Genomic DNA, 22,223 nt, shown 5'->3' with positions numbered 1-22,223 from the left:
AGGCTGAGTATTTTATGAAAATGCATATTACTGATCTCAAGGATGGGGACCGGTTGCAATCGGATTTGTTTACCCGTGCCGGGCTTCACGTATTACCAAAGGGAACGAGCATACATAAGGAAGAAATTGCTCTTCTGTACAGGCAGAGCATCGACTATATCGACATCGAGCCGCGGGTTGATTCAAGCGCTTTATTCGGGCTTGATCGCAGGGGATTCTCCAGCCGATTGCATGAGAACTTCGAGCTCACGATCAAGGGATACCAGTCGATCTTCCTGGAGGCGTTGACTACCGGGAAATTCAATCAATCGATGGTGGATGACAAGCTTCAGCCCATGCTTGAGGTCATAGATGAGAAGAAGGATGTTGTGTCCCTGCTGATTTATTTCGGGCAGGATGACGTCAACATTTATAATCATTCCTTACAAGTAGGACTCTTGTCTTATTACATCGCCTATTGGTTGGGTTATTCCAAGCAAGAGTGTATAGCGGTTAGTAAAGCGGGGTATTTGCATGATATTGGCAAGAGCAAAGTACCGCAGGAAATTCGCAATCAATCCCATCCTTTGAGCGATGAGGAGAAGGTGGAGCTTCGAAAACATACGAGATATGGCTACGACATTATCCGGGATTCGATGACCGATGAAATGATTGCCTTGGTGGCCTTGCAGCATCATGAGCGGGAGGATGGCTCCGGCCATCCGCATGGATTGTACAGGGATCAAATTCATCCGTACGCTCAAATCGTGGCGGTAGCGAATGCATATGTTGATATGACCGCTCCGGATGACAACGGCAACAAGCTTGCGTTATTGACCGTGCTTCGCAAAATATATGAACTTGGTTTTGGTGTATTAAATGAACGGGCAGTTCAAGTGCTGACCCGCAATCTGATGCCTAACTTTATCGGGAAGAAGGTACGGCTCAGCAACGATGATACCGCAACCATTGTATGGACGAATCCTTCGGACATCTTCCGGCCGTTAGTGCAATCGGAGCAGAAGTTTTACGATTTATCGACGGAACGGAATATCGAGATTACAGATGTATTTATGTAATTGGCCAAATGAAGGCCGCTGCCGGAATATCCCGGACAGCGGCCTTCATTTGGCCTCTGGCGCTTTAGGTTTCATATCTGTTTGATGGTCTGTTTGGTTTTGCTCTGCTGTTTATACGGCTTGCGTGACACCAAGCTGACTAGTTCGAGCAGCAGCACCGGCAGAGAGACGTTCGTCGGATATGCCAGATATCGGGGCTCCCATCTTGGCGCAAATTTCTCTTTATAGTTCCTGAGGCCGGTAAATCCATAAAGGCTCTCACCATGCTCGAACAGAATATGCGCGAGCTTCTCTTCCCGCATCGCTGCCTGACTTTTGCCTACACTGGCTAACGGAGCCATTCCAAGATTAAAGCGGGCATAACCTTGCTCCCTGGCGAATTCGAACAGACCGAGGAACAGCTGATCCATCGTTCCATTTGGCACTTCTGGAAGATGGCGCATGAGGTCTACGGACAAAGTAACGTCATGGTCATAGACAGGAGCGATGGAAGCGAAGGCGATTACCTGGCCTTCTTGATCGCTAATCAGAGCAAGGGGCGCGAGCTGCAAGTAATTTTCATCGAACCAGCCGATGGAGAAGCCTTTTTCTTTTTTTCCTCGAAGCCATTGATCTGAAATATATTTCAGCCTCTGCATCAGCTTCTCCGGATGGGGCGGAGGTGCAATCTCAAACCGGAAGCCCTCTCGTTCGAAGCGGTTGTGCACCGCTCTGAGAGCTGCATTACGCTTTCCGCTCAAGGTAAAGCTGCTCAAGTCTACCAGCGCTTCTTCACCCAGCTTGAAGAAACGGTACCCATTCTCATGATAGAGCGGCAGATAGTCAGCAGTCGTCTGATAGAGCACGCTCTCTAATGCATATTGATCGGCATAGCTTTGGAATTGCTGGATCGCTTCGCTAACCATTTCCTTAGGTCCCAGCGGATCCCCCAGTACAACGAGCTTGTTGTGAATCTTTGCATAAGGGATCAACACTTGATGGTCCATTGCCCAGAAGAAGCTCTTATCTCCGGTAAATAACATATGAGTAAGCATATTGCCGGGATAGTGCTCCAGGAAATCGCATAGTTTAGTGCGATCTGCATGACTAATGCCAGGCATATTCAGCTGTTTTGGACGAAGCAAGTAATAGAGGGTCAGCAGAAGCCAGGCAAGAAGCAGTCCGCTCACGGCCGAGAGAATGAATGCGCTGGATCCTAGCAGCTTTGGCGCATGCTCGCCAACGTGAAAATGAAAAGGCTTCTTCAGAAAAGGACGTGTACTGGCCCCGATGAAGTAATATACTCCAGCAATACATGTCGTAATGATCATCCAACCGATAATATGATATTTTCGGAGAGGAACCGATAATCTGTAGAATTGCTGTCTTGACATCCAGAGCAAAAGTGCGATGACCAGTAGAATGATGGCCTCTTCATAATCAAATCCCTTGGCCAAAGTAAAAATAGCACCGCTGCATAGCAGGAGGAATGTCCAGGAATAGGCGCGTTTGACCCGCAGCGATATTCCCCGCGACAGCACGATCAGCATAATGCCGATGACGACGCTTAGCTGATGGGATAGACGCATAATCGGTAATGACAGAATATTCTCAATGTAGTGGAACCGGTAGAGCAGGGCGGGGGTAGCGGCTGATAGAATCAACAGCGCCCCCGCGACAAACACAAGCTTGCTTAATGACCAGGCGCTAACTTCCCCGATGAAACCGAGAGGGCCTGGCCAACGGCGCAGCTTCTGCCATTTATTTTCGACATTTGCCGCCTCAACGCTCTCGTCCAATGACTTCCTTGCAGGTCTTGCTTGCGATAATTCAGCAGATGCACCCGGAGGAGCCCCTTTCTTGCGATCCCCTGAAAATTCAAAGGCCGCCATAATAAGGCCGATCAACCAGGGCAGAATGTAATACAGAATTCTGAACAAAATGAGGACAACTGCGCTTTTCTCCGGAGAATGTCCGAGCAGTTGAAGTCCAAGCAGCGCCGTCAGATCGAAGCCGCCAATCCCGCTGGGCGCCATACTGATCATACCGGCAATCGCTGCTACTATATATATCCCAAAGATTGCAGTAAAGGATAGATTCGGGAAAAAAGCTCTGCAAATGAACCAGAAAGTAAGCCCGGCGAAAAGCCATTCCATGAAGGAGACGGTAATTACCGAGACGATGGTTCGCCACTGCATCTGCCCGCGGTCGCGATTGAACCATTTAGAGAACAGCGTCGTTCGCTGTAGAAGGACAAATAACGGCAAATATAATGCGGAGCCCCATACTGCGTAGATGAGCCAGTGATGGACCTCTGTAATTTGACCAGCGGGAAAGACCGCGGAAATATTGAACCAGGCAAGCAAAGATAATCCGGTAAACGGAATGGTGGATAGGAAACCAACGGCAGCGGCAATTGTGGAGTACGAGGTTCCGCGGCTGCGCAGCAGCGCGGTCCTTATGCCTGCTCCGGTAAGCCCGGCGAAGCCCAGCAGGTTGCTGGAGGTATTCGCAATCCATCCGTATCTGAACGTCTGCCCGCGGCTTAGCGGAAGCTGGAAATGACGTCTGATTAACAGGTCATATAGGGTCATGATGGAGACTGCGATGAGGGAGAAGCAGAATAGAAACAATAAGGTCTCCGGGTGAATATGGCGCAGATAGTACAAGGTTTTACCCCAATGAATCGTACGGAATTCTTTTTGGCCTTCCCAATACACGAGACCGATGATAACAATGGGAGGAATGAGCCGAAGTGCTTTAATTTGATACAGGGTGGAGATCCATTTTTTTATATGTAATCTATTGATGAGACTTCGAATGCGCTGCATATTAAATAAGCTCCCTTATGGCATAAGTAATTATATTATGGTGTCCGGTAAAAGAATATGTCAAACCTTGCCGTCACACTGAAGCTCATCTTCGCGGTAAAAAGACGGATCCGCTTCGCTGCTTTGCCAGTGTCATTCTCCTGCCCTGGGCATATGCTGAATAGACGCATACCTATATGAGGAGGAACAAGATTATGGTGGACTTATTGCAGGAGCCTAATTTGCAGCTCGCGGCAGATTCGAATCAGGTGTTGAACTATAAGCGAGATCCGCAAAATTATATAACTCAGGTGTTCGGCAGGCAGCTTCCGGCGATTAAGACAGGGTTCTTTAATGTTCATATGACGAAGGGGATTATCATTACACCACACTGGCATACAAATGTCGATGAAATGGTGTTCGTCATATCCGGCGAGGTTATTACGGCTGTGTTTAATCCTTTTACCAGAAGATTGATGTGCTATTATTTGAAGCCAGGACAAATATCGCTGCTGCCTAAGGGCTGGTTCCATTGGATTATTGCTGAAAGTGAACATGTACATTTGCTTACGATATTCGATCAGCCAACACCGGATATTGTTTACGGGGCGGATTTCCTGCGCGGTATTCCGAAGGAGGTCATGCAGCGTGCCTATTGCATTAATGAGGAGGATTACGCGAAGGCGGTAGCACCGATTCAGGAGGCAGTTATTCTAGGTCCTCCGGTCGGTTGCTATACTGAATCGGCAAATATATCTCCCAATATGAAGGGCTCCTGATCCTGGCTGATTAGGAAGTGATATAATGGGGATTAGATACACTTGGATTTATACTAAATGAGGTGGAACTATTTGTAGTAAATTACATCAAGTCGGTCGGCGGGACATTCCTAGAGCGGCCGCTGTAATGGCCGAAGCTTTTGCGATGGATGACCCGCTATACCGTCATATTTTGCCGGACGAGAAGTCAAGATTACAGGTGCTGAACATATTTTTCAAGCATTATATCGAGATGTTATACCCCTATTCTGACCTGGTAACAACCTCGGAGCGCTATGAAGCGGTAGCCCTGATCTTTCATTCGGAACGGGAGCCGAGAACATGGCGTTCAAAAATGGGCTATTGGCTTGGAATTGCCAGGGCAATAAGTAAATCCTTGCCGATCTGCCGTTATATAGGGCTTCACGGCTTCGTACGCGGCATCTTGATTCTTCGCCAAATGGACTCATCCTGGCTCTCTATGCTGGGAGGGCATAAATATTTACATCTGGATATGTTAGCCGTTCAGGAACCGTATCGGGGGCAAGGTTATGTCTCGCAAATCATGAGGCCTCTATTGGAGAAATGTCAGGAGGAAAAGGCAATATGCTCGCTGGAGACGCAGACGGAGAGCAACTTGCCGATGTATGAGCATTATCATTACCATATCGTAAAGACCATTCCGCTGCCCGGAAGCTCATTGCAGCAGTATTGTCTTCTGAATGATTTATAGGACTTCATCTGTAATGGAGGCCAAAATAACAGGGGACCCTGGATAGGGTCCCCTGAAATATTATACGCGCTCAACGGCCGCTTTGAATTGATCCAGCGCTTTGCTGAGCAGAGCGCGAGGGCAGGCCAGGTTAATACGAAGGAAGCCTGTTCCTTGTTCGCCATAGATGGAGCCTTCGTTGAAGGCGATCTTGGCTTCCTGATACATCAATTGCTTCAGAGCATCGGGATTCAGCCCAAGCTTGCGGCAATCTACCCATAGCAGATAAGTTCCTTCCGATACAATCGGATTCAGCATAGGGATCTGCTCCTTAATGAACGAAACCGCATATTCCATATTGCCACGTACATATTGAAGCAGCGCTTCAAGCCAATCTTCACTATCGTTATAAGCAGCGATAGTAGCCGGGGGCCCGAAGAAGCTGACTCCGCCTACAGCAAGCGTCTGAACCTGCGCATCAAACAACTGCTTAATCTCGGGATTTGAGATGCAAGTAAACGAGGAATGAAGGCCGGGCATATTGAAGGTCTTCGATGGTGCAAGACAGGTGACAGTACGGTCGGCGATGCCCTTCGATAGCGTTGCGAACGGAATATGCCTCTTGTCGGCCAGGATCAAATCACAATGGATCTCATCGGAGATGACGCGGACATCATATTGCTCGCACAGCCGTCCCAATTGCTCCAGCTCCTCTCGATCCCATACGCGGCCGCCCGGGTTATGAGGACTGCAGAGCAGCAATAGCTTGGCACCGTTACGCATTAAACCCTCAAGCTGTTCATAATCCATCTCATAACGGCCGTTGCGAAGCAATAAAGGGTTCAGGGCAACCCGGCGACCGTTCTTGCGAATCACATCGTAGAACGGATTATATACTGGTGATTGAAGAATCACCTGATCACCTGGTTCGGACAATACCTGGATAGCAATCCCGAGCGCAGGAACGACTCCTGGCGTATCCGTCAGCCATTCAGGCCGGATCTGCCATTGATGGCGCCTGCTGAACCAGCTCATTATAGCATCCAAATACTCCTGTGTTCGAATTGTATAACCATACATCCCTAATTCAGCCCGCTGCTTAACGGTCTCGATGACGGCCGGCGGACAACGGAAATCCATGTCGGCTACCCAAAGCGGAAGAACCTCCGGGTCGCCAAACAAGCTCTCAGCTTGGTCCCATTTTAAAGAGAGCGTTCCTTTTCGTTCGAATTGTTCATCAAACTGATAAGTCATATTTTACTGCCTTCCTTTCTAAGTTGCGAGATGATCTATTTATCTGCAGATATATCATGCAGTTATTCATACCCGTTAATGATCAGTTCCAATTCTCCGGTTGTAGAGTCGATCAGCAGGCCGTGAACCGGAAGGTTAGCCGGGAGGAGCGGGTGATTTTTCACAATGCCAACCGTATGAATGATGCCTTCCTTCTCGTTATTCACACCACGCAGCCATTTGTTCAGTCGGATTCCGGAATGCTCCAATGTATCCAGGACTTCGTTGGAAATGCCGCGTTCCCGCATCGTTTCGATAACTCTATCCGAGTTTATGGCAGCCATCCCGCATCCGGTGTGTCCGACGATGAACACTTCCTCTGCTTTTAACTCATAGATCGCTACGATAAGACTACGCATAACGCTACCGAAAGGCTGCGAAATAATTGCTCCGGCATTTTTGATTATTTTTGCATCGCCGTTTTTCAGATTCATGGCCTTCGGAAGCAGTTCTACCAGTCTTGTATCCATACAGGTAACAATAGCCAGCTTCTTATCGGGATATTTGTCAGTGATATAAGACTCATAGTCCTTGTTCGCAACAAAGTGGCGGTTATGCTCTAGAATAGTTTCTACACGGTTCATAGTGTGAACCTCCTTTCAAATTAAGCGGGGCTCTAATATGGACAACAAATAATAAATCCGCTTAAAATTTAATTATACGTATTTGAAAAAGTATCAGCAAGAGAACTGTGCAAATAAAAAACTTCTGCTAATCCGTAAATGGATCGTCAATGGAAGGCCCTTTGTGGTCATCCGCTAAGCCGGGTTGCCATGAGCTTCGATGTGGAAGGCATATGATATCCTGTTCACCATACAATCACTTCCAGGAAAACCGCTGTAAAATTTCAAATATAAATCTGCCGTATATACGAGCTTGGGGGTATCCCGCTTGAAGTCACGTTGAATTATAGGGCTCGTCTGTGATAATGTCATGGTGTGTTCGTTCTATTTATGTAGCTGGATAACATCTTCTAGATAATGAACAGAGATGGGCCCAAATCCAAAAGAGAGGTGAATATGGGATGAATCAAAAAACGACGGAAATCTGGGAGCAGTTCCGGGATCTTCTTCGCAAAATGACCAGTTATGATGAAGCAGTTGCCTTATTGCACTGGGATCTGCGAACCGGAGCGCCAAAGAACGGAGCCGAGGCGCGTGCCGCTACAATCGGTACGTTGGCTACGGAACATTTCAAGCTGCAAACTTCCGAGGAAATGGGCGTTTACTTAGCTTATTTGAATCGGCCGGAGGTGCTCGCTGAGCTTGATCAGACGGGCAAACGTCTCGTTAGCACCGTGCAGGAGCAATATGACTATAACGTAAAGATTCCGCCGCAGAAGTTCCAAGAATATACAGAGCTTGTCTCACATGCGGAGACACTGTGGACCGACTTCAAGAGAAATAGCGATTATGCCGGCTTTGAGCCTTACCTAACAAAAATTGTGGAAAAAACACAGGAATTCATCGACTACTGGGGACCGAAGGCCACTCGTTACGATACGCTCTTACATATGTATGAACCTGAGCTGACGGTGGAGAAGCTGGATGAAGTCTTCGGACGCCTTCGTGATCGGCTTGTACCTCTGGTCCAGCAAATTGCAGAAGCTGCGGACAGACCGGATGCGTCCTTCCTGGACAGTACATTTGATATCGCCAAGCAGCGCGAGTTCAGTCTGGCTATGCTGAAGGAGATCGGCTATGATCTCGACGGGGGTCGGGTCGATGAGACCGAGCATCCGTTTGAGACGACGATTAATCCGGGAGATGTGCGGATAACTACGCATTACTATGAGGATGATCTGACAAGCGCTTTGTTCAGTTCGCTGCATGAGGGCGGTCACGCGCTTTACGAACAGAACGTGGATTCCAAGCTGAACGGGACTCCGCTTAGCCAGGGGACTTCGATGGGCATTCACGAATCACAATCCCGCTTTTGGGAAAATTTTATCGGTCGCAGCCGTGAGTTCTGGAATCGCTACTATGGAGAGCTGCAGCAGCAGTTCCCAGAACAGCTGAAGGATGTGTCTGTCGATCGATTCTACCGGGCGATTAACCGCGTGGAGAGCTCGCTTATTCGCATTGAGGCAGATGAGTTAACCTATAACCTCCATGTTATTATTCGTTATGAGATCGAGAAGATGATCTTCAACGAAGGTTTGGCCGTTAGCGACTTGCCGCAGGTATGGAATGAGAAATACCAGTCCTATCTCGGAGTTACCCCGTCCAATGACGGTGAAGGAGTGCTGCAGGACGTGCACTGGTCCGGAGGCAGCTTTGGTTACTTCCCTTCCTATGCGCTTGGCAATATGTACGCAGCCCAATTTGCCCATACCATTCGCAAAGAGCTGCCTGAGTTTGACAGCCTGATTGCTGCTGGCAATCTGGAGCCGATCAAAGCTTGGCTAACTGATAAAATCTATAAATACGGCAAATCGCTCAAGCCTGCGGAAATTATTAAGCAGGTGACAGGCGAAGATCTCAATCCAGACTACCTGGCCGATTATTTGGAGCAGAAGTACAAAGAAGTTTACAAATTATAATTGGATATCCAAAGAAAAAAGGTGCGAAAACCATAAGGTTTCGTACCTTTTTCTTTTTACAAAGTGTCAACTGTCTTTGCGACTACTCTCTTTTGAGAATCAATCTACTTCCTTAAGCATTTTTTCAATGCGGGTTAAACGCAGATTTACTTCTTGCATTTGTTGTTGCAGCAGATGTGCATTTTCCTTATCCAGTTTCAGCCGTTCGTCAGCGCGCTTCCCCATTCGTCGAGCAATACTAATGACATAATAGATTATGATGATAAATACGAGTAAAGGAATCAAAGTAATAATAATATTGGGATAGATAATACTCAAAATGATTCAGCTCCTCATTGCAATTGATTTCTGACGGTTAAACTGCTTGCTGCCTTAGCGATCAAGTCCTCATTCAACTCGATGCTGAAGGGATTGATCTCATAATACTTCATTGCTTTTCCGTTATCGGAAATTTCATGGTATCCATTGACCAGATTGGCGTCCTCCAATCTTTGCAAGTGCAAATAGAGCAAGGGTCTGCTAATACCTAACTCCCTGGCAAGCTGGCTCACATATTTTTTTTCCTGACGAAGCATTGCAATAATATGGAGCCGATATGGATTTGACAATGCCTCCAAAATCTTTAAAAGTTCATCACCGGTTAAATTGTTTTTCATATGTAATAATTTTATTACATGTGATATAAATAAACAACACTTAATAAGCAGTTTGGATTGAATAGAAAAACGGACTTGAGTAATCTCAAATCCGTTTTTCTATATTTCCAAAGATTCAGAGGACATTTGATTTATGAGCTAATCTTCGAACACGATGAATTCCTTGAGGTTATCGCCAATATAACTGCGATCTTCTGTAGGGTTAAGGGAGAGGATGCTTTGAATTTAGTGAACAAGGGGGAGGTGGAATCCAGCAATGCTTGGTTACGGACGAAATCTTCACGCGTTACATTAAACTCGTCCAAATTACGCGGATGAGGGTAGGCTTTAAGAACCAACCCGATGTCATCGAGAATTTGCAGCATAGGTTCATCCCCCAAATAGTTGACTCCGGATTGGATTGCCGACCAAATTTTGGGCTGTGCCCCAAAATACGTACTCCACCAATAAAATTCTTCTAGCGACTCAACCGCGTGATCATAAAATACGTGAAATGAAAACAATCCCCGTTGACGCTTGGTAAGATCACTATAAAAATCTTCCTTGATCACTTCGCTATTTTCTAAAGGATGATCGGCCATTCTTTGCTTGTAAATGCGTATTAGCGGCTCGAAGCAAACCTGGCACACTTCTTCAGGTCTTAGCGAATCCCATTCAAATCTTTTCAACTTTAAAATCAGTATATAAATCACGTTCCTCTCAACATTATACAGCTAAAAATTGAAATGGGATAAACCTGATGTGGATCTCGACAATAGAGCGGCATCACACCTCTCCGGTGACTTAACCATTTGCCCAGTTCACGCATACACATAGAACAAAGCCTAATTTTATGGTGACTGTGAAAGAGGTGACAGGCATGTTCAAGCGAAATGCGATGCTGCTGATGGCTCTTCTGCTGCTGTTGACGTCGGGATTGACGGGTTGTGCAGGCGGGGGCGGGGCGAAGATCAGAATCGGTGAGGTTACGCGTTCAGTCTTCTATGCCCCCGAATATGTTGCCCTGGAGAAGGGATTCTTCAAGGAAGAAGGTCTGAATGTCGAGCTGCAGACGACGGCTGGCGGAGACAAGACGATGACGGCGTTGCTGTCCGGTGCGATAGACGTAGCTCTGGTGGGAGCTGAAACATCCATATATGTATACCAACAAGGTGCGGAAGATCCAGTCATTAATTTTGCCCAGCTAACACAGACGGATGGTACCTTCCTTGTAGCAAGGGATGCGACAGGTGATTTCGATTGGTCGAAGTTGAACGGGAGTGTCTTCCTCGGTCAAAGAAAAGGCGGGATGCCACAAATGGCTGGTGAGTTCACACTCAAGAAGCATGGAATCGATCCTCATGCCGATCTGGAATTGATTCAAAATATTGAATTCGCCAACATAGCCGCTGCGTTCGCATCAGGTACAGGGCAATATGTTCAATTATTCGAACCACAGGCTTCGATATTTGAACGTGAAGGCAAGGGCCATGTTGTAGCTTCGTTTGGAACAGAGAGCGGACAGCTGCCTTATACGGTGTTCATGACCAAGCAGAGTTATATGAATAAGCATAAGGATGCCGTCCAGAAGTTTACGAACGCGATCTATAAGGCCCAGATGTGGGTGGGATCCCATACGCCGGAGGAGACGGCGAAGACGATAGCGCCGTACTTCAAGGATACAGATATGGACATTCTGACCAGTTCAGTGAAGCGCTATCTCGAGCAGGGAACCTACGCTACAACACCAGCCCTGCATGAAGATGCCTGGAACAACCTGCTTGATGTTATGGAGAGTGCGGGAGAACTGAAAGAACGCGTAGAGATGGCAAAGGTCGTTAACAACGATTTTGCGGAAGCTGCCGTTAAGGCGAGTTCCAAATAATTAACCGGATGGAAGGGAGTGTGAGCGGTGGTTCCTGTCGTAGAACTGAAGGATTTGGATCATTTATATTTAACGGATCGGGAAGCGATACTTGCACTCAAGGGGATCAATCTGGCTGTGAATGCGGGGGAATTTATCAGTCTGGTTGGCCCAAGCGGCTGCGGCAAGACCACGCTTCTATCACTGATTGCCGGATTATTGTCCCCGTCCCGGGGGCAGGTGCTGCTGCATGGCAAGCCGATAACGGGGCCAACTCCCGAGATCGGCTATATGCTGCAGCAGGACTATTTATTTCCTTGGCGAACGATTCTGGGTAATGCACAGCTTGGTCTTGAATTAACCGGAAGATTAAATGAACGCAGCACCCTTATGGTCATGGAGCTTCTGGAGGGGATGGGGCTGGAGAATACAGCGAATCAGTACCCGCATCAGCTCTCAGGGGGGATGCGGCAGCGGGTCGCGCTCGTCCGTACTTTGGCAACAGACCCGGATCTGCTGCTTCTGGATGAGCCTTTCTCGGCGCTTGATTATCAGACGAAGCTTCAGCTGGAGGATCTTGTTGTGGATACGCTGAGGCAAAGGGGCAAGACCGGGATACTAGTCACGCATGATTTGTCAGAAGCTATTGCGGTAAGCGACCGGGTTATTGTGCTTGCCGCAAAGCCGGGAAGAATGAAGAGTACTTATGAAATCCCGGACAATATTCGAACACTGCAGCCTTTTTATGCTCGAGAGGAAGAGGGCTTCAATGAGTTATTTCAGGAAATATGGCGCGATCTGGAGACTTCGGAGGAGAGGGGGATGAAGGATGTCGCTCACACAAACTTTGAAGGTTAAACATGAGGAGAAGGATTGGATTAAGGATCAATGGCACAGGCATCGCCGGCAAAAGAACAGGCGTAAACGTCTTGTGCTAAGTACGCAATTAGCGCTTCTGTTTATTTTCATCGGGTTATGGGAGCTGGCTGGCCAATTGAAATGGATTGACGTCCTAATCTTCAGCTATCCGTCCAAGGTCGCCCGGCAAATTGCCAAAGATGCCTTGTCCGGAGAACTGTGGCCGCATCTTGGAATCACAGTAGCTGAGACGGCGGTTGGGTTCTTGCTTGGCACGTTGATCGGAACAGCTCTGGCCGTCCTCATCTGGTGGTCGCCGTTTCTGTGCAGAGTGCTGGACCCCTATATGGTAGTGTTCAACAGCATGCCTAAGGTGGCACTAGGGCCGATATTTATCGTGATGTTCGGAGCGGGTTATACAGCGATCGTGATTACGACCCTGTCCATTACGGTTATCGTAACGACTCTGGTGGTATACAACAGCTTTAACGAGGTTGACCAGAACCTGATCAAGGTGATTCGAACATTTGGCGGCTCACGTCGCGACGTATTCTTAAAAGCGATTTTGCCTGCCTCATTTCCTACGATCGTATCCACCTTGAAGGTGAACGTGGGTATGGCCTGGGTAGGTGTCATCGTCGGAGAGTTCCTCGTAGCCAAAATCGGGCTAGGCTATTTGATCGTTTATGGTTTTCAAGTGTTTAACTTCACCCTGGTGCTGTCCAGTCTGGTCATTATTGCTATTGTGGCGACGGCGATGTACCAGATGGTCGTATATATTGAACGCAAACTGCTGAAGGAGCGGTAAGCTCCTTCTTTTTTGTTGCTGCCGCATTGCCCGTCGTTAGCAAATCGAGTACGATGATGAAGTGAAATAGAGCGAATGATATACCTAGAAATTTCAGGTTAATTTTGCGCAAATGTTCAAATGGTATATCTATAGTCTGTTAATTAAAGGGTGATTAATTAGATGGGATTCAGAGTTATTAAGACAGCGATCGCCACGGTACTGGCTATCATCATATCCGATGCGTTTAACATCGAAGGCGCACTATCCGCCGGCCTGCTGGCCATTCTGGGAGTTGATGTAACGCGAAAACGCAGCATTGCAACGGTATCCTCCCGGTTTTTCGCTTCTATCTTAGGATTAATAATGGCGTTTATTCTTTTCTACATACTTGGCTTCCATATTTGGGTGTTGGCCGTTTACATCTTAATCGCATTCCCACTCCTTTCCCGCGCGAAATTCAAAGAAGGGATCGTTACAAGCTCTGTCGTGGTGTTCCGCGTATTCGGCGGCGAGATGATCAGTCTGCAGGTGATGGCAACGCAGATCGAATTGCTATTGATCGGTCTGGGCTCTGCTATGATCGTAAACCTGCTCTATATGCCGAAGGAGGAAGATAAGCTGTTCAAAATCCGCTTTAAAGTGGACGGGCTATTTTCGGTTATTTTTAAGCATATTGCGGCATCTCTGCGCGATCCGGAGCATCTATGGGATGGCAAAGAGCTGATTGAGGCTGGAAAATGGGTAGACAAAGGTCTGGCTTCTGCGAATCGCGCCCTTGAGAACCAGTTGATCTCGCCGAATGAGGCATGGAATGTTTATTTCTATATGCGCAAGCAGCAATTGGATCGAATTGAGGGGATGCTTGAGATGATCTCTCTAGTTTATGAACGGATTCCGCAAGGGGAAGCTGTAGCTACACTGTTTGAGCAGCTTAGTATTGATGTAACCCGGGAGTTCTATTCGGGGCAGACGGAGGAAATGCAGCTCCAGCTTGACCAGCAATTCAAGCAGATGAAACTGCCAGCATCGCGGGAAGAATTCGAGCTGCGTGCCCATCTCCTGCAACTCTCCCGCGAGCTAGCTTATTTCCTTGATATCGCTAAGAAGGACAAGTCGCGTCGTACGGTTCAGAATACGGCTGGAGCTGAGGCAGAAGAGTCCTGAGCCAGGAAAATACACATGTTTTGTTCATATTGTAGCGAATAAAGAACCTCTCGGGGTGCCTTTGCACAAAGGGCCGAGAGGTTCTTTATCGATTGCGAAATAACCAGACAACAAATATTTTGAGTTATCATTACATATATATTTTTTAAGGATTATGGATGGATAATGCTTGACTTATAGGCATTCACATAATTATTTATGCTTACATATTCAACATTTGCCTATGTCCCGCATACATATGTATGGAATGATGTATGGAGGAGGTTCTAACATGTCATTGAAATATCAAAGTAGAGAGATTATCACGAAAGCGATCTGCGGAAAAGGTCGTAAGTTCTCTACCGTAACACATACCGTGACTCCGCCTCACAAGCCGTCTAGCATTCTGGGGGCCTGGATTATCAACCACCAGTATGAAGCGGTAGCGGCCGGCGACGGAATTGAAGTTATTGGTACTTACGATATCAACATCTGGTACTCCTATGATAAAAATTCGCAGACCGAGGTAGCAAAAGAAACGGTGTCTTATGTAGAGAATGTTCCGCTCAATTACCTGGATTCCAGACACCGCCCTTCAACGGTGGAGGTTACTGCGGAGGCAACGCAAGAGCCGAGCACCGTTGAGGCAAGTGTGACTGGCGACGGGCGGGTATCGATTCGTGTAGAACGTGAATTCGCCGTAGAACTCGTGGCAGAGACGAAATTGAATATTCTTGTCGTGCCTGGCAATGCGGAAGACAAAGAATATGATTTCGGATCTGACTCCGAGGATTACGAGGATTTAGATCCAGACCTCCTCGACGACGAGCTTTAGGAGAGTGCTTCAAGAAGCGAGCTGCTGCATTGCAGTTTGAGCCCCGAAGCTTTTTGACATCCTTAAAACGTATGTTCAAAAAGTCAGACCTTCAGCACCAAGCAGCACCGAGATTCCTGCTCCGATAAGCGTTGTCTTGATAAGCTTTGGCTGATCGTCTAAATCGTGATCCGAGGGGACTTTTTGAGCTACCTCTTATAAGTGCGGTTCAAAAAGACCGGTTTTCAGCACCGAGAAGGTTGAATGAAGCTAGGGACCGAGGAGTGGAGTGTACGTAGGGAGTACATGAACCCCGGAGGGCCCGGTTGAATTCAAGATTCGATGCTGAGAATACATCCTGATTTACTTCGTGTTAGATATAGAATTTATTTCGTTATCAGCGGAAGCTGATGAAATTCTATATCGCAAGAAAACCTACCTTTACATCGCGGTCGCTCATCTCAGAATAACTTCGATCGGTTTTCTTATCAAAAGCGGACTTTTTGAGCTACCTCTTATAAGTACGGTTCAAAAAGACCGGTTTTCAGCACCGAGAAGGTTGAATGAAGCTAGGGACCGAGGAGTGGAGTGTACGTAGGGAGTACATGAACCCCGGAGGGCCCGGTTGAATTCAAGATTCGATGCTGAGAATACATCCTGATTTACTTCGTGATCAAAAGCGGACTTTTTGAGCTACCTCTTAAGAAGCGGGTAATTGGATTATAGTCTACTATATGCGGCAGGGGCGTCGTCGTCGAGGGCGGCTGCCCTCTTTTTGTTTTTAATTTTGAGGGATTGAATGGTCCATGCCTGGGTAGTCGGGTTGTTAACGGTTTATCTATGGACGGGGATCCAAATGGTATTAATTCAAGCTGAGTGGGGGTGTCACGAAATGAATGCTAAAAAAAGCCATATCCTGCGAATCTGTATGCCCACCAGTGTATCTTCCCGGGAAATGACCCATAAGCTTAACGCGTTAGCTGGGCCCTACCGTGTTCTGCAAGACCCTGTTGCCAATCCTCGTACATGGGAGAATGACTCTGCAATCGGTATAAACAACCTCGTCTACGGGCTGCCAGAGGCCTATTTGGCGGATGAGGTTATTGAATGGAATATCAACCGCGAGCTGGGTCGTTATATGAAGCTTACTTTAACTGAGCGAGAGCAACGTCTGATTACCGCTGGTTTACTTGCTTCTTTTGAATCCTCCTCCAGGCCCGGTAGACAACGAATATACAAGCGCCGATTCAAAGTGAGCGTATTTCATCTGCGTGCCCTGCGTGCAATTCCGCTAGGACGCTCAGGAATTGTCCGTTCCCCCGGGCTTGAACCGGAACAGGGCACACCCTTATGGAGGCGGCTGGGGAAGACGGCGATTCGAGCGCTGTATGCGTATGGTCTTGACATGGGGGAAGTGGTTATCGCTGCAGGCGAGGAAGGCCAGTATACGGTTGAAGAGGTCTCACCCATCCTTGATTTTGCCGATCCTGCTACGGTGCAACTGTACGCGGAGGCGATGACGGAGCATTTGCGGGAGCTGGATCAGTTCTCCAGCGAGGAAGCCGAGGTGTTCATCGGAATGGATCCGGAATTTATACTCTATAACCATCATACGGGCAAAGTTGTGCCTGCTTCGCGGTTCCTCAGCCATCACGGAGAAGCGGGCTGCGATGTGCTTCGTTTTCAGGGCCGCAGACTGCTGCCGCTGGCGGAACTGCGCCCTGCTCCAGGGCGTGAGCCAGAGGAGGTTGTCCGCCATCTGCTGCATGCTTTTCGAACGGCAAATACTCACATTTCTGACCGAAATCTGCTCTGGCAGGCCGGGGGGATGCCGCAACGCGGCTTTCCGTTAGGCGGTCATGTCCATTTCAGCGGAGTTCCACTGACCAGCGAATTTTTACGAATTCTTGACAATTATTTGGCGCTCCCTGTATTTCTGCTTGAGGACAACAGCAGCTTTCGCCGCAGGCCGAATTACGGATTTCTGGGCGATTACCGAGTCAAAAGCTATGGCGGCTTCGAATATCGCACACTGCCCAGCTTTCTCATCTCGCCTCTAGTCACCAAAGGAGTTATCGCTTTGGCCAGGCTAGTTGCGGAGAATCCGGGACATTTCAAGCGAAGACCATTGCAAGATGAGGAAGTGTTCCGCGCTTTTTACAATGGTCAGCCGGAGCGGATCAGGCCATCGATCCTTTCGCTATTATCAGATATCGCGGAGGCCGAAGGCTTTGGTCGCTATGAAAAATATCTGGACCCATTTTTAAAGGCTGTAAAGTCAGGGGCAACTTGGGATGAATCCACCGACATTCGCAGGCCCTGGAAAATACAAAATCACTCGTAAGCCTCCATTCCTTTCTGTTATAATAGACTTCTAGTGCGAGTTTATAAATGGACTCTAAAAATGTCTATTATAAATGGTAATGTGGAGGTTTCTCATGGCTAACTATACGCCGATGATTCAACAATATTTGAGTGTGAAGGCTCAGGCGAAGGATTCCTTTCTGTTTTTTCGTTTGGGCGATTTTTATGAAATGTTCTTTGATGACGCAATTCTGGCGTCCAAGGAGCTGGAGATTACGTTAACCGGCCGCGACGGAGGCACTTCCGAGAAGATTCCAATGTGCGGCGTCCCCTATCATTCGGCTGAGACCTATATTCAGCGCCTGATTGAAAAAGGCTATAAAGTGGCGATTTGCGAGCAGGTTGAAGATCCTGCCACGGCCAAAGGCGTCGTCCGACGTGAAATTGTACGGGTGGTTACGCCAGGTACGATCATGGAAGGCAAGACGGTGGCGGAGCATACGAATAATTACATACTGTGCGTTACCGAACAAAGCGGCAATATGGCGCTGGTGGTCTGCGATCTCTCAACAGGCGAGCTTTATGTTACTTCCGCTCCTGCCAATAAAGAATGGCTCCGTGACGAGATCGGACTGTATGATCCGTCCGAGATCATTGGCGACGCCGAGCTGCTTGAATGGATCAAAAGTCAGGCGTCCACGCTTGGCAAGCCAGTTGTGTATACCCCCTGGGATCGGGGAAAGGAAGAGACGGGACGCAAGCAATTTGGTGAAGCAGCCTGGCTAAGGCTTGAACCGGAGCGTCAGCAGGGAATTTCTCTGCTTGTCGGATACCTGAGCGAGACCCAGAAGCGTTCGCTGGGGCAGCTTACAAAGATCACGGCCTATGAGCCAGAGCAATATATGATCCTTGATCCATTTACCCGTCGTAATCTGGAATTGGTAGAGACGGTGCGGGAGCGCTCTAAGAAGGGATCTTTACTGTGGCTGCTTGATAAGACCGAGACCTCGATGGGCGCGCGCCTGCTGCGTCGCTGGGTTGATAAACCGCTGCTGCAGAGAAGCAGAATTGAGGAGCGGCTGGAGGCGGTTGATGCGCTGCATCGCGACTTCATATTGCGGGAGGACCTTCGCATCTTGCTTGGCGAGATCTATGATCTGGAGCGTCTGACCGGACGGATTGCCTTTGGCAGTGCAAATGGGCGGGATATGATCGCCCTGAAATCTTCCTTACGGCAAGCACCGGCACTCAAGCAACTGTGTGCGGCTTCAGCATCTGACACGCTGCGTAAAATCGCTGACAGCATCGATATATGCGAGGACCTGGCCGAGATGATCGAGACTTCGATTGCGGACGAGCCTCCGATATCGCTGCGTGATGGTGGAATTATTAAGAAGGGCTTCCACGCTCATCTGGACGAGCTCCGGGAAGCGGGCGTGAACGGAAAACGCTGGATCGCCGAGCTGGAAGCATCGGAGCGGAAATTGACCGGGATCAAGTCATTGAAGATCGGTTATAACAAAGTGTTTGGTTACTACATCGAGGTGACCAAGGCCAATTTGTCCATGCTGCCGGAAGGGCGTTATGAACGGAAGCAGACGCTGGCCAATGCCGAACGTTATGTCACTCCGGAGCTTAAGGAGAAAGAACGTCTCATCCTCGAAGCAGAGGAGCAAATGGTCGACCTGGAGTACGCGCTGTTCCAGGAGGTGCGCGAGAAGATCGCGGCGGAGATCACGAGGCTGCAGTCCTTGGCGGAGAGAATCGCGGAGATCGATGTGTATCGCTCACTGGCTATCGTTGCATCGGATGGAAAATTCGTCCGTCCGGTCCTCAGTGAAGGTTACGACATGGTGATTGAACAGGGCCGGCATCCTGTGGTGGAGTCGGTGCTGAGCGATGCGGCATTTATCGCCAATGGGACTGATCTGCGTAAGGATGCAGCAAGCATTCTATTGATTACCGGTCCCAATATGGCTGGGAAGAGTACGTATATGCGGCAGGTTGCGCTTATTTCCATCCTGGCGCAGATCGGCAGCTTTGTACCGGCGGGAAAAGCAGAAATACCGCTGGTGGACCGTATCTTTACACGGATCGGGGCCGCTGATGATTTGATCGGCGGGCAGAGTACGTTTATGGTCGAGATGGCCGACATCCAGATCATGACGGAGAAGGCGACTCCGCGCAGCTTGATTATTATCGATGAGCTGGGGCGCGGAACGTCGACTAGCGAAGGCATGGCCATCGCGCAAGCGGTAATCGAATATGTACATGATCATATCGGCTGTAAGGCGCTTGTCTCAACGCATTTCCATGAGCTGGCTATGCTGGATAAAAGTCTGGCGAGTCTCCGCAATTACAGCATGGCTGTACAGGAGAGCGGTGACAAGGTCCATTTCCTGCGCAAGCTGATCCCAGGCGCGGCAGACTCCAGCTACGGGATCTACTGCGCCCGTCTGGCAGGGCTGCCGGAAGGCATCATTGACCGCGCATACGGTTTGCTGCAGGGCTTTGAACTGTCGGCGGCGGAAGCGGCAGCAGCTCGGCAGGAAGATCCTATTGCGCCGCTTGCCGGAAATCGGGGCACAAATGCTGCCGGACTTGGAATAAGCGGTCAACATACTTCTGAAGATGTGAGGAGCGTAGCTTCGAGTGAACAGATTTCTACGGGAAAACTTGAAGCTGACTCCGTTGTTGGTGAGGCTGGTACGGATTACTCTTCAGTACGGCAAAGCTCGGAAACGGGGGGGACAGGCCAGCCGGAAGGGCTTGGTCCTAGCGGCAATGGAACAGGAAGCAATGGCTCCCTGTCAGGTGCTGCCAATGTGGATATCCCTGGTGCAGCTCAGAATGCGGCCGGTGAGGTTGTCCAACTATCGATGTTTGAGGATGATCTGCCCGAGCCAAGACAAGGCAAGCAAGCCTCTGCTGTTCATCAGCCGGCTGCGTTGAAGCAGATGGTGAGCATGGTGAAGCATGCCGATTTGATGAACATGACACCGATTCAGGCGATGCAGTTGATTAATGAGCTGAAAATGAAGGCAAATGAGCTGTGAACAAGTCATTATAAACTCTAACGAAACTATAGAGCGTTATTTCCGTAAAAATAGCGGCTAAAAAAGTTTAACGAAACTACAGAACGTTATTCGGCAAAAATCAACGTCTTGAGCGGATAATTTGCTTAAATAACGATACCCTGTTTCGTTACGATTTCTGGCACTACGATTATGGTTAAATAGCGATATCCAGTTTCGTTAGAGGAAAGTCTGGGCCTAATCCGGGGTCTCAGGGTAACCCAAAAACGATGGGTAAGTGTTTTACATGGTGGAGTGGGCTCGTGTTCGTAGTATCTGTAAACACCAATACTTTAGGTGAACGTTAAATACTTAAAATGATGTTTGTCCGAGTTCTAGCTTTACTTTATTAGTTGTACTATGGCTACTATTGCGATTATTTAGTTGAAGCACCATACTGAAGCATGATGAGGAATGGATTGATTGAGGGGGGAATGAGCAATGGCTAAAATAGTTGTCCTGGACGAGCATATTGCCAATCAGATCGCCGCGGGGGAAGTTGTAGAAAGGCCCGCCTCTGTGGTGAAGGAACTGGTGGAGAATGCAATCGACGCCGGTGCTACGAGCATTGAGGTACAGGTGGAGGAAGGGGGACTGTCCCTGATTCGGGTCATTGATAATGGCTCAGGGATCGATCCTGACGACTGTGAGGCAGCGTTCTACCGTCATGCGACGAGCAAGCTGCTGCAGGGCCGCGACTTGTTCCAGATTCGCAGCCTTGGCTTCCGGGGTGAGGCTCTGCCGAGTATCGCCGCTGTTGCCAAGGTAAGATTGGTAACAGCGAATAGCGATCAAGGCTTGGGACGGGCTGTTGAGATCGAAGGCGGGAATTTGAAGCTGAACGAAGAAATCGCCACCCCTCAAGGAACAGATATTACCGTTAAGGAATTATTCTACAATACCCCGGCAAGGCTGAAATATATGAAGACAATTCAGACCGAGCTTGGCCATATCTCAGATGTCATGTACCGGCAGGCGCTCTCCCATCCGGAGATTGCGTTTACCTTCCGGCACAACGGAAATATGCTGCTGCAAAGCCAGGGCGGCGGAGATTTGCTGCAGGTCATTGCAGCGATCTATGGAGTGAACACTTCCAAGGGCATGGTAGCTATTGAGGCGGAAAACCTGGATTATCGCCTAACCGGTTATATTGGCCGACCTGAGCTGACACGTTCGAATCGCAGCGGAATGTCGACGATCGTTAACGGCAGATATATCCGCAACCAGGGTTTGCATCAGGCGATGCTTCGCGCTTATCATACGCTGCTGCCGATTAATCGCTATCCGCTTGGCGTGTTGATGCTGGACATGCATCCTTCCCTGGTCGATGTCAATGTGCATCCGGCCAAGCTGGAGGTGCGATTCAGTAAGGAGCCGGAGCTGAACGGCTTCGTTGAGGAGAGCATTCGCTCCCTGCTGTCTGAGCAGGTGCTGATTCCCCAGGTGGTGAAGCAGAATATCGGCCGAGGCAACACTCAGGCTGTGATTCAAGAACAGTTCCACTTCACGCGTCCTGAGGTGACGAAGGACGCAGAGGAGGGCCGCGCGGGAACAAGCGGCCCTGCCGATGGTTCGGCCGCCGGCAACGT

At 48.7% G+C, this 22,223-nt stretch carries 18 protein-coding genes; 12 read left to right on the top strand and 6 right to left on the bottom strand.

Going from position 1 to position 22,223, the window contains the following annotated elements:
- The first annotated feature begins 14 nt into the window (after positions 1-14).
- Positions 15-1,058 (top strand): HD-GYP domain-containing protein, encoded by a 1,044-nt coding sequence (locus BN1360_RS19875; RefSeq protein WP_068781608.1) that lies wholly within the window; start codon positions 15-17, stop codon positions 1,056-1,058.
- 71 nt (positions 1,059-1,129) lie between these two features.
- On the opposite strand, the gene mprF is transcribed toward BN1360_RS19875, so the two are convergent.
- Complete coding sequence (gene mprF / locus BN1360_RS19870) at positions 1,130-3,868, bottom strand: bifunctional lysylphosphatidylglycerol flippase/synthetase MprF (RefSeq protein ID WP_068781607.1); 2,739 nt, start codon at positions 3,866-3,868, stop codon at positions 1,130-1,132.
- A gap of 194 nt (positions 3,869-4,062) precedes the next feature.
- On the opposite strand from mprF, the gene BN1360_RS19865 reads away from it, so the two are divergent.
- Together BN1360_RS19865 and BN1360_RS19860 are read left to right on the top strand one after the other, a co-directional pair.
- Positions 4,063-4,626, top strand: coding sequence for a cupin domain-containing protein (locus BN1360_RS19865; protein ID WP_068781606.1), 564 nt, complete (start codon positions 4,063-4,065; stop codon positions 4,624-4,626).
- 127 nt (positions 4,627-4,753) lie between these two features.
- Positions 4,754-5,338, top strand: coding sequence for a GNAT family N-acetyltransferase (locus tag BN1360_RS19860; protein ID WP_229521059.1), 585 nt, complete (start codon positions 4,754-4,756; stop codon positions 5,336-5,338).
- Positions 5,339-5,398: 60 nt separating this feature from the next.
- Here the strand turns inward: BN1360_RS19860 and BN1360_RS19855 are convergent, their stop codons facing one another.
- Positions 5,399-6,571: a MalY/PatB family protein gene (locus BN1360_RS19855; RefSeq protein WP_068781605.1), complete on the bottom strand. Its 1,173-nt coding sequence runs from the start codon at positions 6,569-6,571 to the stop codon at positions 5,399-5,401.
- A gap of 62 nt (positions 6,572-6,633) precedes the next feature.
- Complete coding sequence (locus tag BN1360_RS19850; protein WP_068781604.1) at positions 6,634-7,194, bottom strand: beta-class carbonic anhydrase; 561 nt, start codon at positions 7,192-7,194, stop codon at positions 6,634-6,636.
- A 440-nt stretch (positions 7,195-7,634) separates the two neighbouring features.
- Between BN1360_RS19850 and BN1360_RS19845 the strand changes: the two genes are divergently transcribed.
- Complete coding sequence (locus BN1360_RS19845; protein WP_068781603.1) at positions 7,635-9,152, top strand: carboxypeptidase M32; 1,518 nt, start codon at positions 7,635-7,637, stop codon at positions 9,150-9,152.
- A 99-nt stretch (positions 9,153-9,251) separates the two neighbouring features.
- Here BN1360_RS19845 and BN1360_RS19840 read toward each other — a convergent pair whose 3' ends face one another.
- From BN1360_RS19840 to BN1360_RS19830, 3 genes are all read right to left on the bottom strand, one after another.
- Positions 9,252-9,470, bottom strand: coding sequence for a hypothetical protein (locus BN1360_RS19840; protein WP_068781602.1), 219 nt, complete (start codon positions 9,468-9,470; stop codon positions 9,252-9,254).
- A 14-nt stretch (positions 9,471-9,484) separates the two neighbouring features.
- Positions 9,485-9,808: an ArsR/SmtB family transcription factor gene (locus tag BN1360_RS19835; RefSeq protein ID WP_068781601.1), complete on the bottom strand. Its 324-nt coding sequence runs from the start codon at positions 9,806-9,808 to the stop codon at positions 9,485-9,487.
- A 131-nt stretch (positions 9,809-9,939) separates the two neighbouring features.
- The gene (locus tag BN1360_RS19830; RefSeq protein ID WP_195714285.1) at positions 9,940-10,476 is read right to left on the bottom strand and encodes a hypothetical protein; all 537 of its coding nucleotides are present in this window, start codon (positions 10,474-10,476) and stop codon (positions 9,940-9,942) included.
- 191 nt (positions 10,477-10,667) lie between these two features.
- Here BN1360_RS19830 and BN1360_RS19825 point away from each other — a divergent pair, with 191 nt between their 5' ends.
- The 8 genes from BN1360_RS19825 to mutL form a co-directional block, all read left to right on the top strand.
- A complete protein-coding gene (locus tag BN1360_RS19825) occupies positions 10,668-11,672 on the top strand; it encodes an ABC transporter substrate-binding protein (RefSeq protein ID WP_068781599.1) in 1,005 nt (334 codons plus the stop codon).
- Between the two features lie 27 nt (positions 11,673-11,699).
- Entirely contained in the window at positions 11,700-12,509 is an 810-nt protein-coding gene (locus BN1360_RS19820) for an ABC transporter ATP-binding protein (RefSeq protein WP_068781598.1), read from the top strand.
- Positions 12,481-13,317, top strand: coding sequence for an ABC transporter permease (locus BN1360_RS19815; protein ID WP_068781597.1), 837 nt, complete (start codon positions 12,481-12,483; stop codon positions 13,315-13,317). Before BN1360_RS19820 ends, BN1360_RS19815 begins: the two co-directional genes overlap by 29 nt.
- 162 nt (positions 13,318-13,479) lie before the next feature.
- The gene (locus tag BN1360_RS19810; protein WP_068781596.1) at positions 13,480-14,463 is read left to right on the top strand and encodes an aromatic acid exporter family protein; all 984 of its coding nucleotides are present in this window, start codon (positions 13,480-13,482) and stop codon (positions 14,461-14,463) included.
- A gap of 271 nt (positions 14,464-14,734) precedes the next feature.
- Complete coding sequence (cotE, locus tag BN1360_RS19805; RefSeq protein WP_068781595.1) at positions 14,735-15,277, top strand: outer spore coat protein CotE; 543 nt, start codon at positions 14,735-14,737, stop codon at positions 15,275-15,277.
- Positions 15,278-16,148: 871 nt separating this feature from the next.
- Positions 16,149-17,600 carry a putative amidoligase domain-containing protein gene (locus tag BN1360_RS19800; protein WP_068781594.1) on the top strand — a complete coding sequence of 484 codons (1,452 nt, stop codon included), beginning with the start codon at positions 16,149-16,151 and terminating at the stop codon, positions 17,598-17,600.
- 94 nt (positions 17,601-17,694) lie between these two features.
- Positions 17,695-20,616, top strand: coding sequence for a DNA mismatch repair protein MutS (gene mutS, locus BN1360_RS19795; protein WP_068781593.1), 2,922 nt, complete (start codon positions 17,695-17,697; stop codon positions 20,614-20,616).
- A 459-nt stretch (positions 20,617-21,075) separates the two neighbouring features.
- Positions 21,076-22,223, top strand: a 1,148-nt coding sequence (mutL, locus tag BN1360_RS19790; protein ID WP_148466623.1) for a DNA mismatch repair endonuclease MutL, incomplete at its 3' end; no start/stop codon positions are given.

It is taken from the genome of Paenibacillus sp. GM2 (assembly GCF_900069005.2).
Classification (GTDB): Bacteria; Bacillota; Bacilli; order Paenibacillales; family Paenibacillaceae; genus Fontibacillus.
Note: the sequence above shows the minus strand (reverse complement) of the source record. Positions and strands in the feature narration are given on the sequence as shown.

What these genes read in the sequence shown, in the direction of transcription:
- BN1360_RS19875 (WP_068781608.1), top strand. Translation starts at nt 15, where the DNA reads ATGAAAATGCATATTACTGATCTCAAGGATGGGGACCGGTTGCAATCG.
- mprF (WP_068781607.1), bottom strand. Translation starts at nt 3,868, where the DNA reads ATGCAGCGCATTCGAAGTCTCATCAATAGATTACATATAAAAAAATGG.
- BN1360_RS19865 (WP_068781606.1), top strand. Translation starts at nt 4,063, where the DNA reads ATGGTGGACTTATTGCAGGAGCCTAATTTGCAGCTCGCGGCAGATTCG.
- BN1360_RS19860 (WP_229521059.1), top strand. Translation starts at nt 4,754, where the DNA reads ATGGCCGAAGCTTTTGCGATGGATGACCCGCTATACCGTCATATTTTG.
- BN1360_RS19855 (WP_068781605.1), bottom strand. Translation starts at nt 6,571, where the DNA reads ATGACTTATCAGTTTGATGAACAATTCGAACGAAAAGGAACGCTCTCT.
- BN1360_RS19850 (WP_068781604.1), bottom strand. Translation starts at nt 7,194, where the DNA reads ATGAACCGTGTAGAAACTATTCTAGAGCATAACCGCCACTTTGTTGCG.
- BN1360_RS19845 (WP_068781603.1), top strand. Translation starts at nt 7,635, where the DNA reads ATGAATCAAAAAACGACGGAAATCTGGGAGCAGTTCCGGGATCTTCTT.
- BN1360_RS19835 (WP_068781601.1), bottom strand. Translation starts at nt 9,808, where the DNA reads ATGAAAAACAATTTAACCGGTGATGAACTTTTAAAGATTTTGGAGGCA.
- BN1360_RS19825 (WP_068781599.1), top strand. Translation starts at nt 10,668, where the DNA reads ATGTTCAAGCGAAATGCGATGCTGCTGATGGCTCTTCTGCTGCTGTTG.
- BN1360_RS19815 (WP_068781597.1), top strand. Translation starts at nt 12,481, where the DNA reads ATGTCGCTCACACAAACTTTGAAGGTTAAACATGAGGAGAAGGATTGG.
- BN1360_RS19810 (WP_068781596.1), top strand. Translation starts at nt 13,480, where the DNA reads ATGGGATTCAGAGTTATTAAGACAGCGATCGCCACGGTACTGGCTATC.
- cotE (WP_068781595.1), top strand. Translation starts at nt 14,735, where the DNA reads ATGTCATTGAAATATCAAAGTAGAGAGATTATCACGAAAGCGATCTGC.
- BN1360_RS19800 (WP_068781594.1), top strand. Translation starts at nt 16,149, where the DNA reads ATGAATGCTAAAAAAAGCCATATCCTGCGAATCTGTATGCCCACCAGT.
- mutS (WP_068781593.1), top strand. Translation starts at nt 17,695, where the DNA reads ATGGCTAACTATACGCCGATGATTCAACAATATTTGAGTGTGAAGGCT.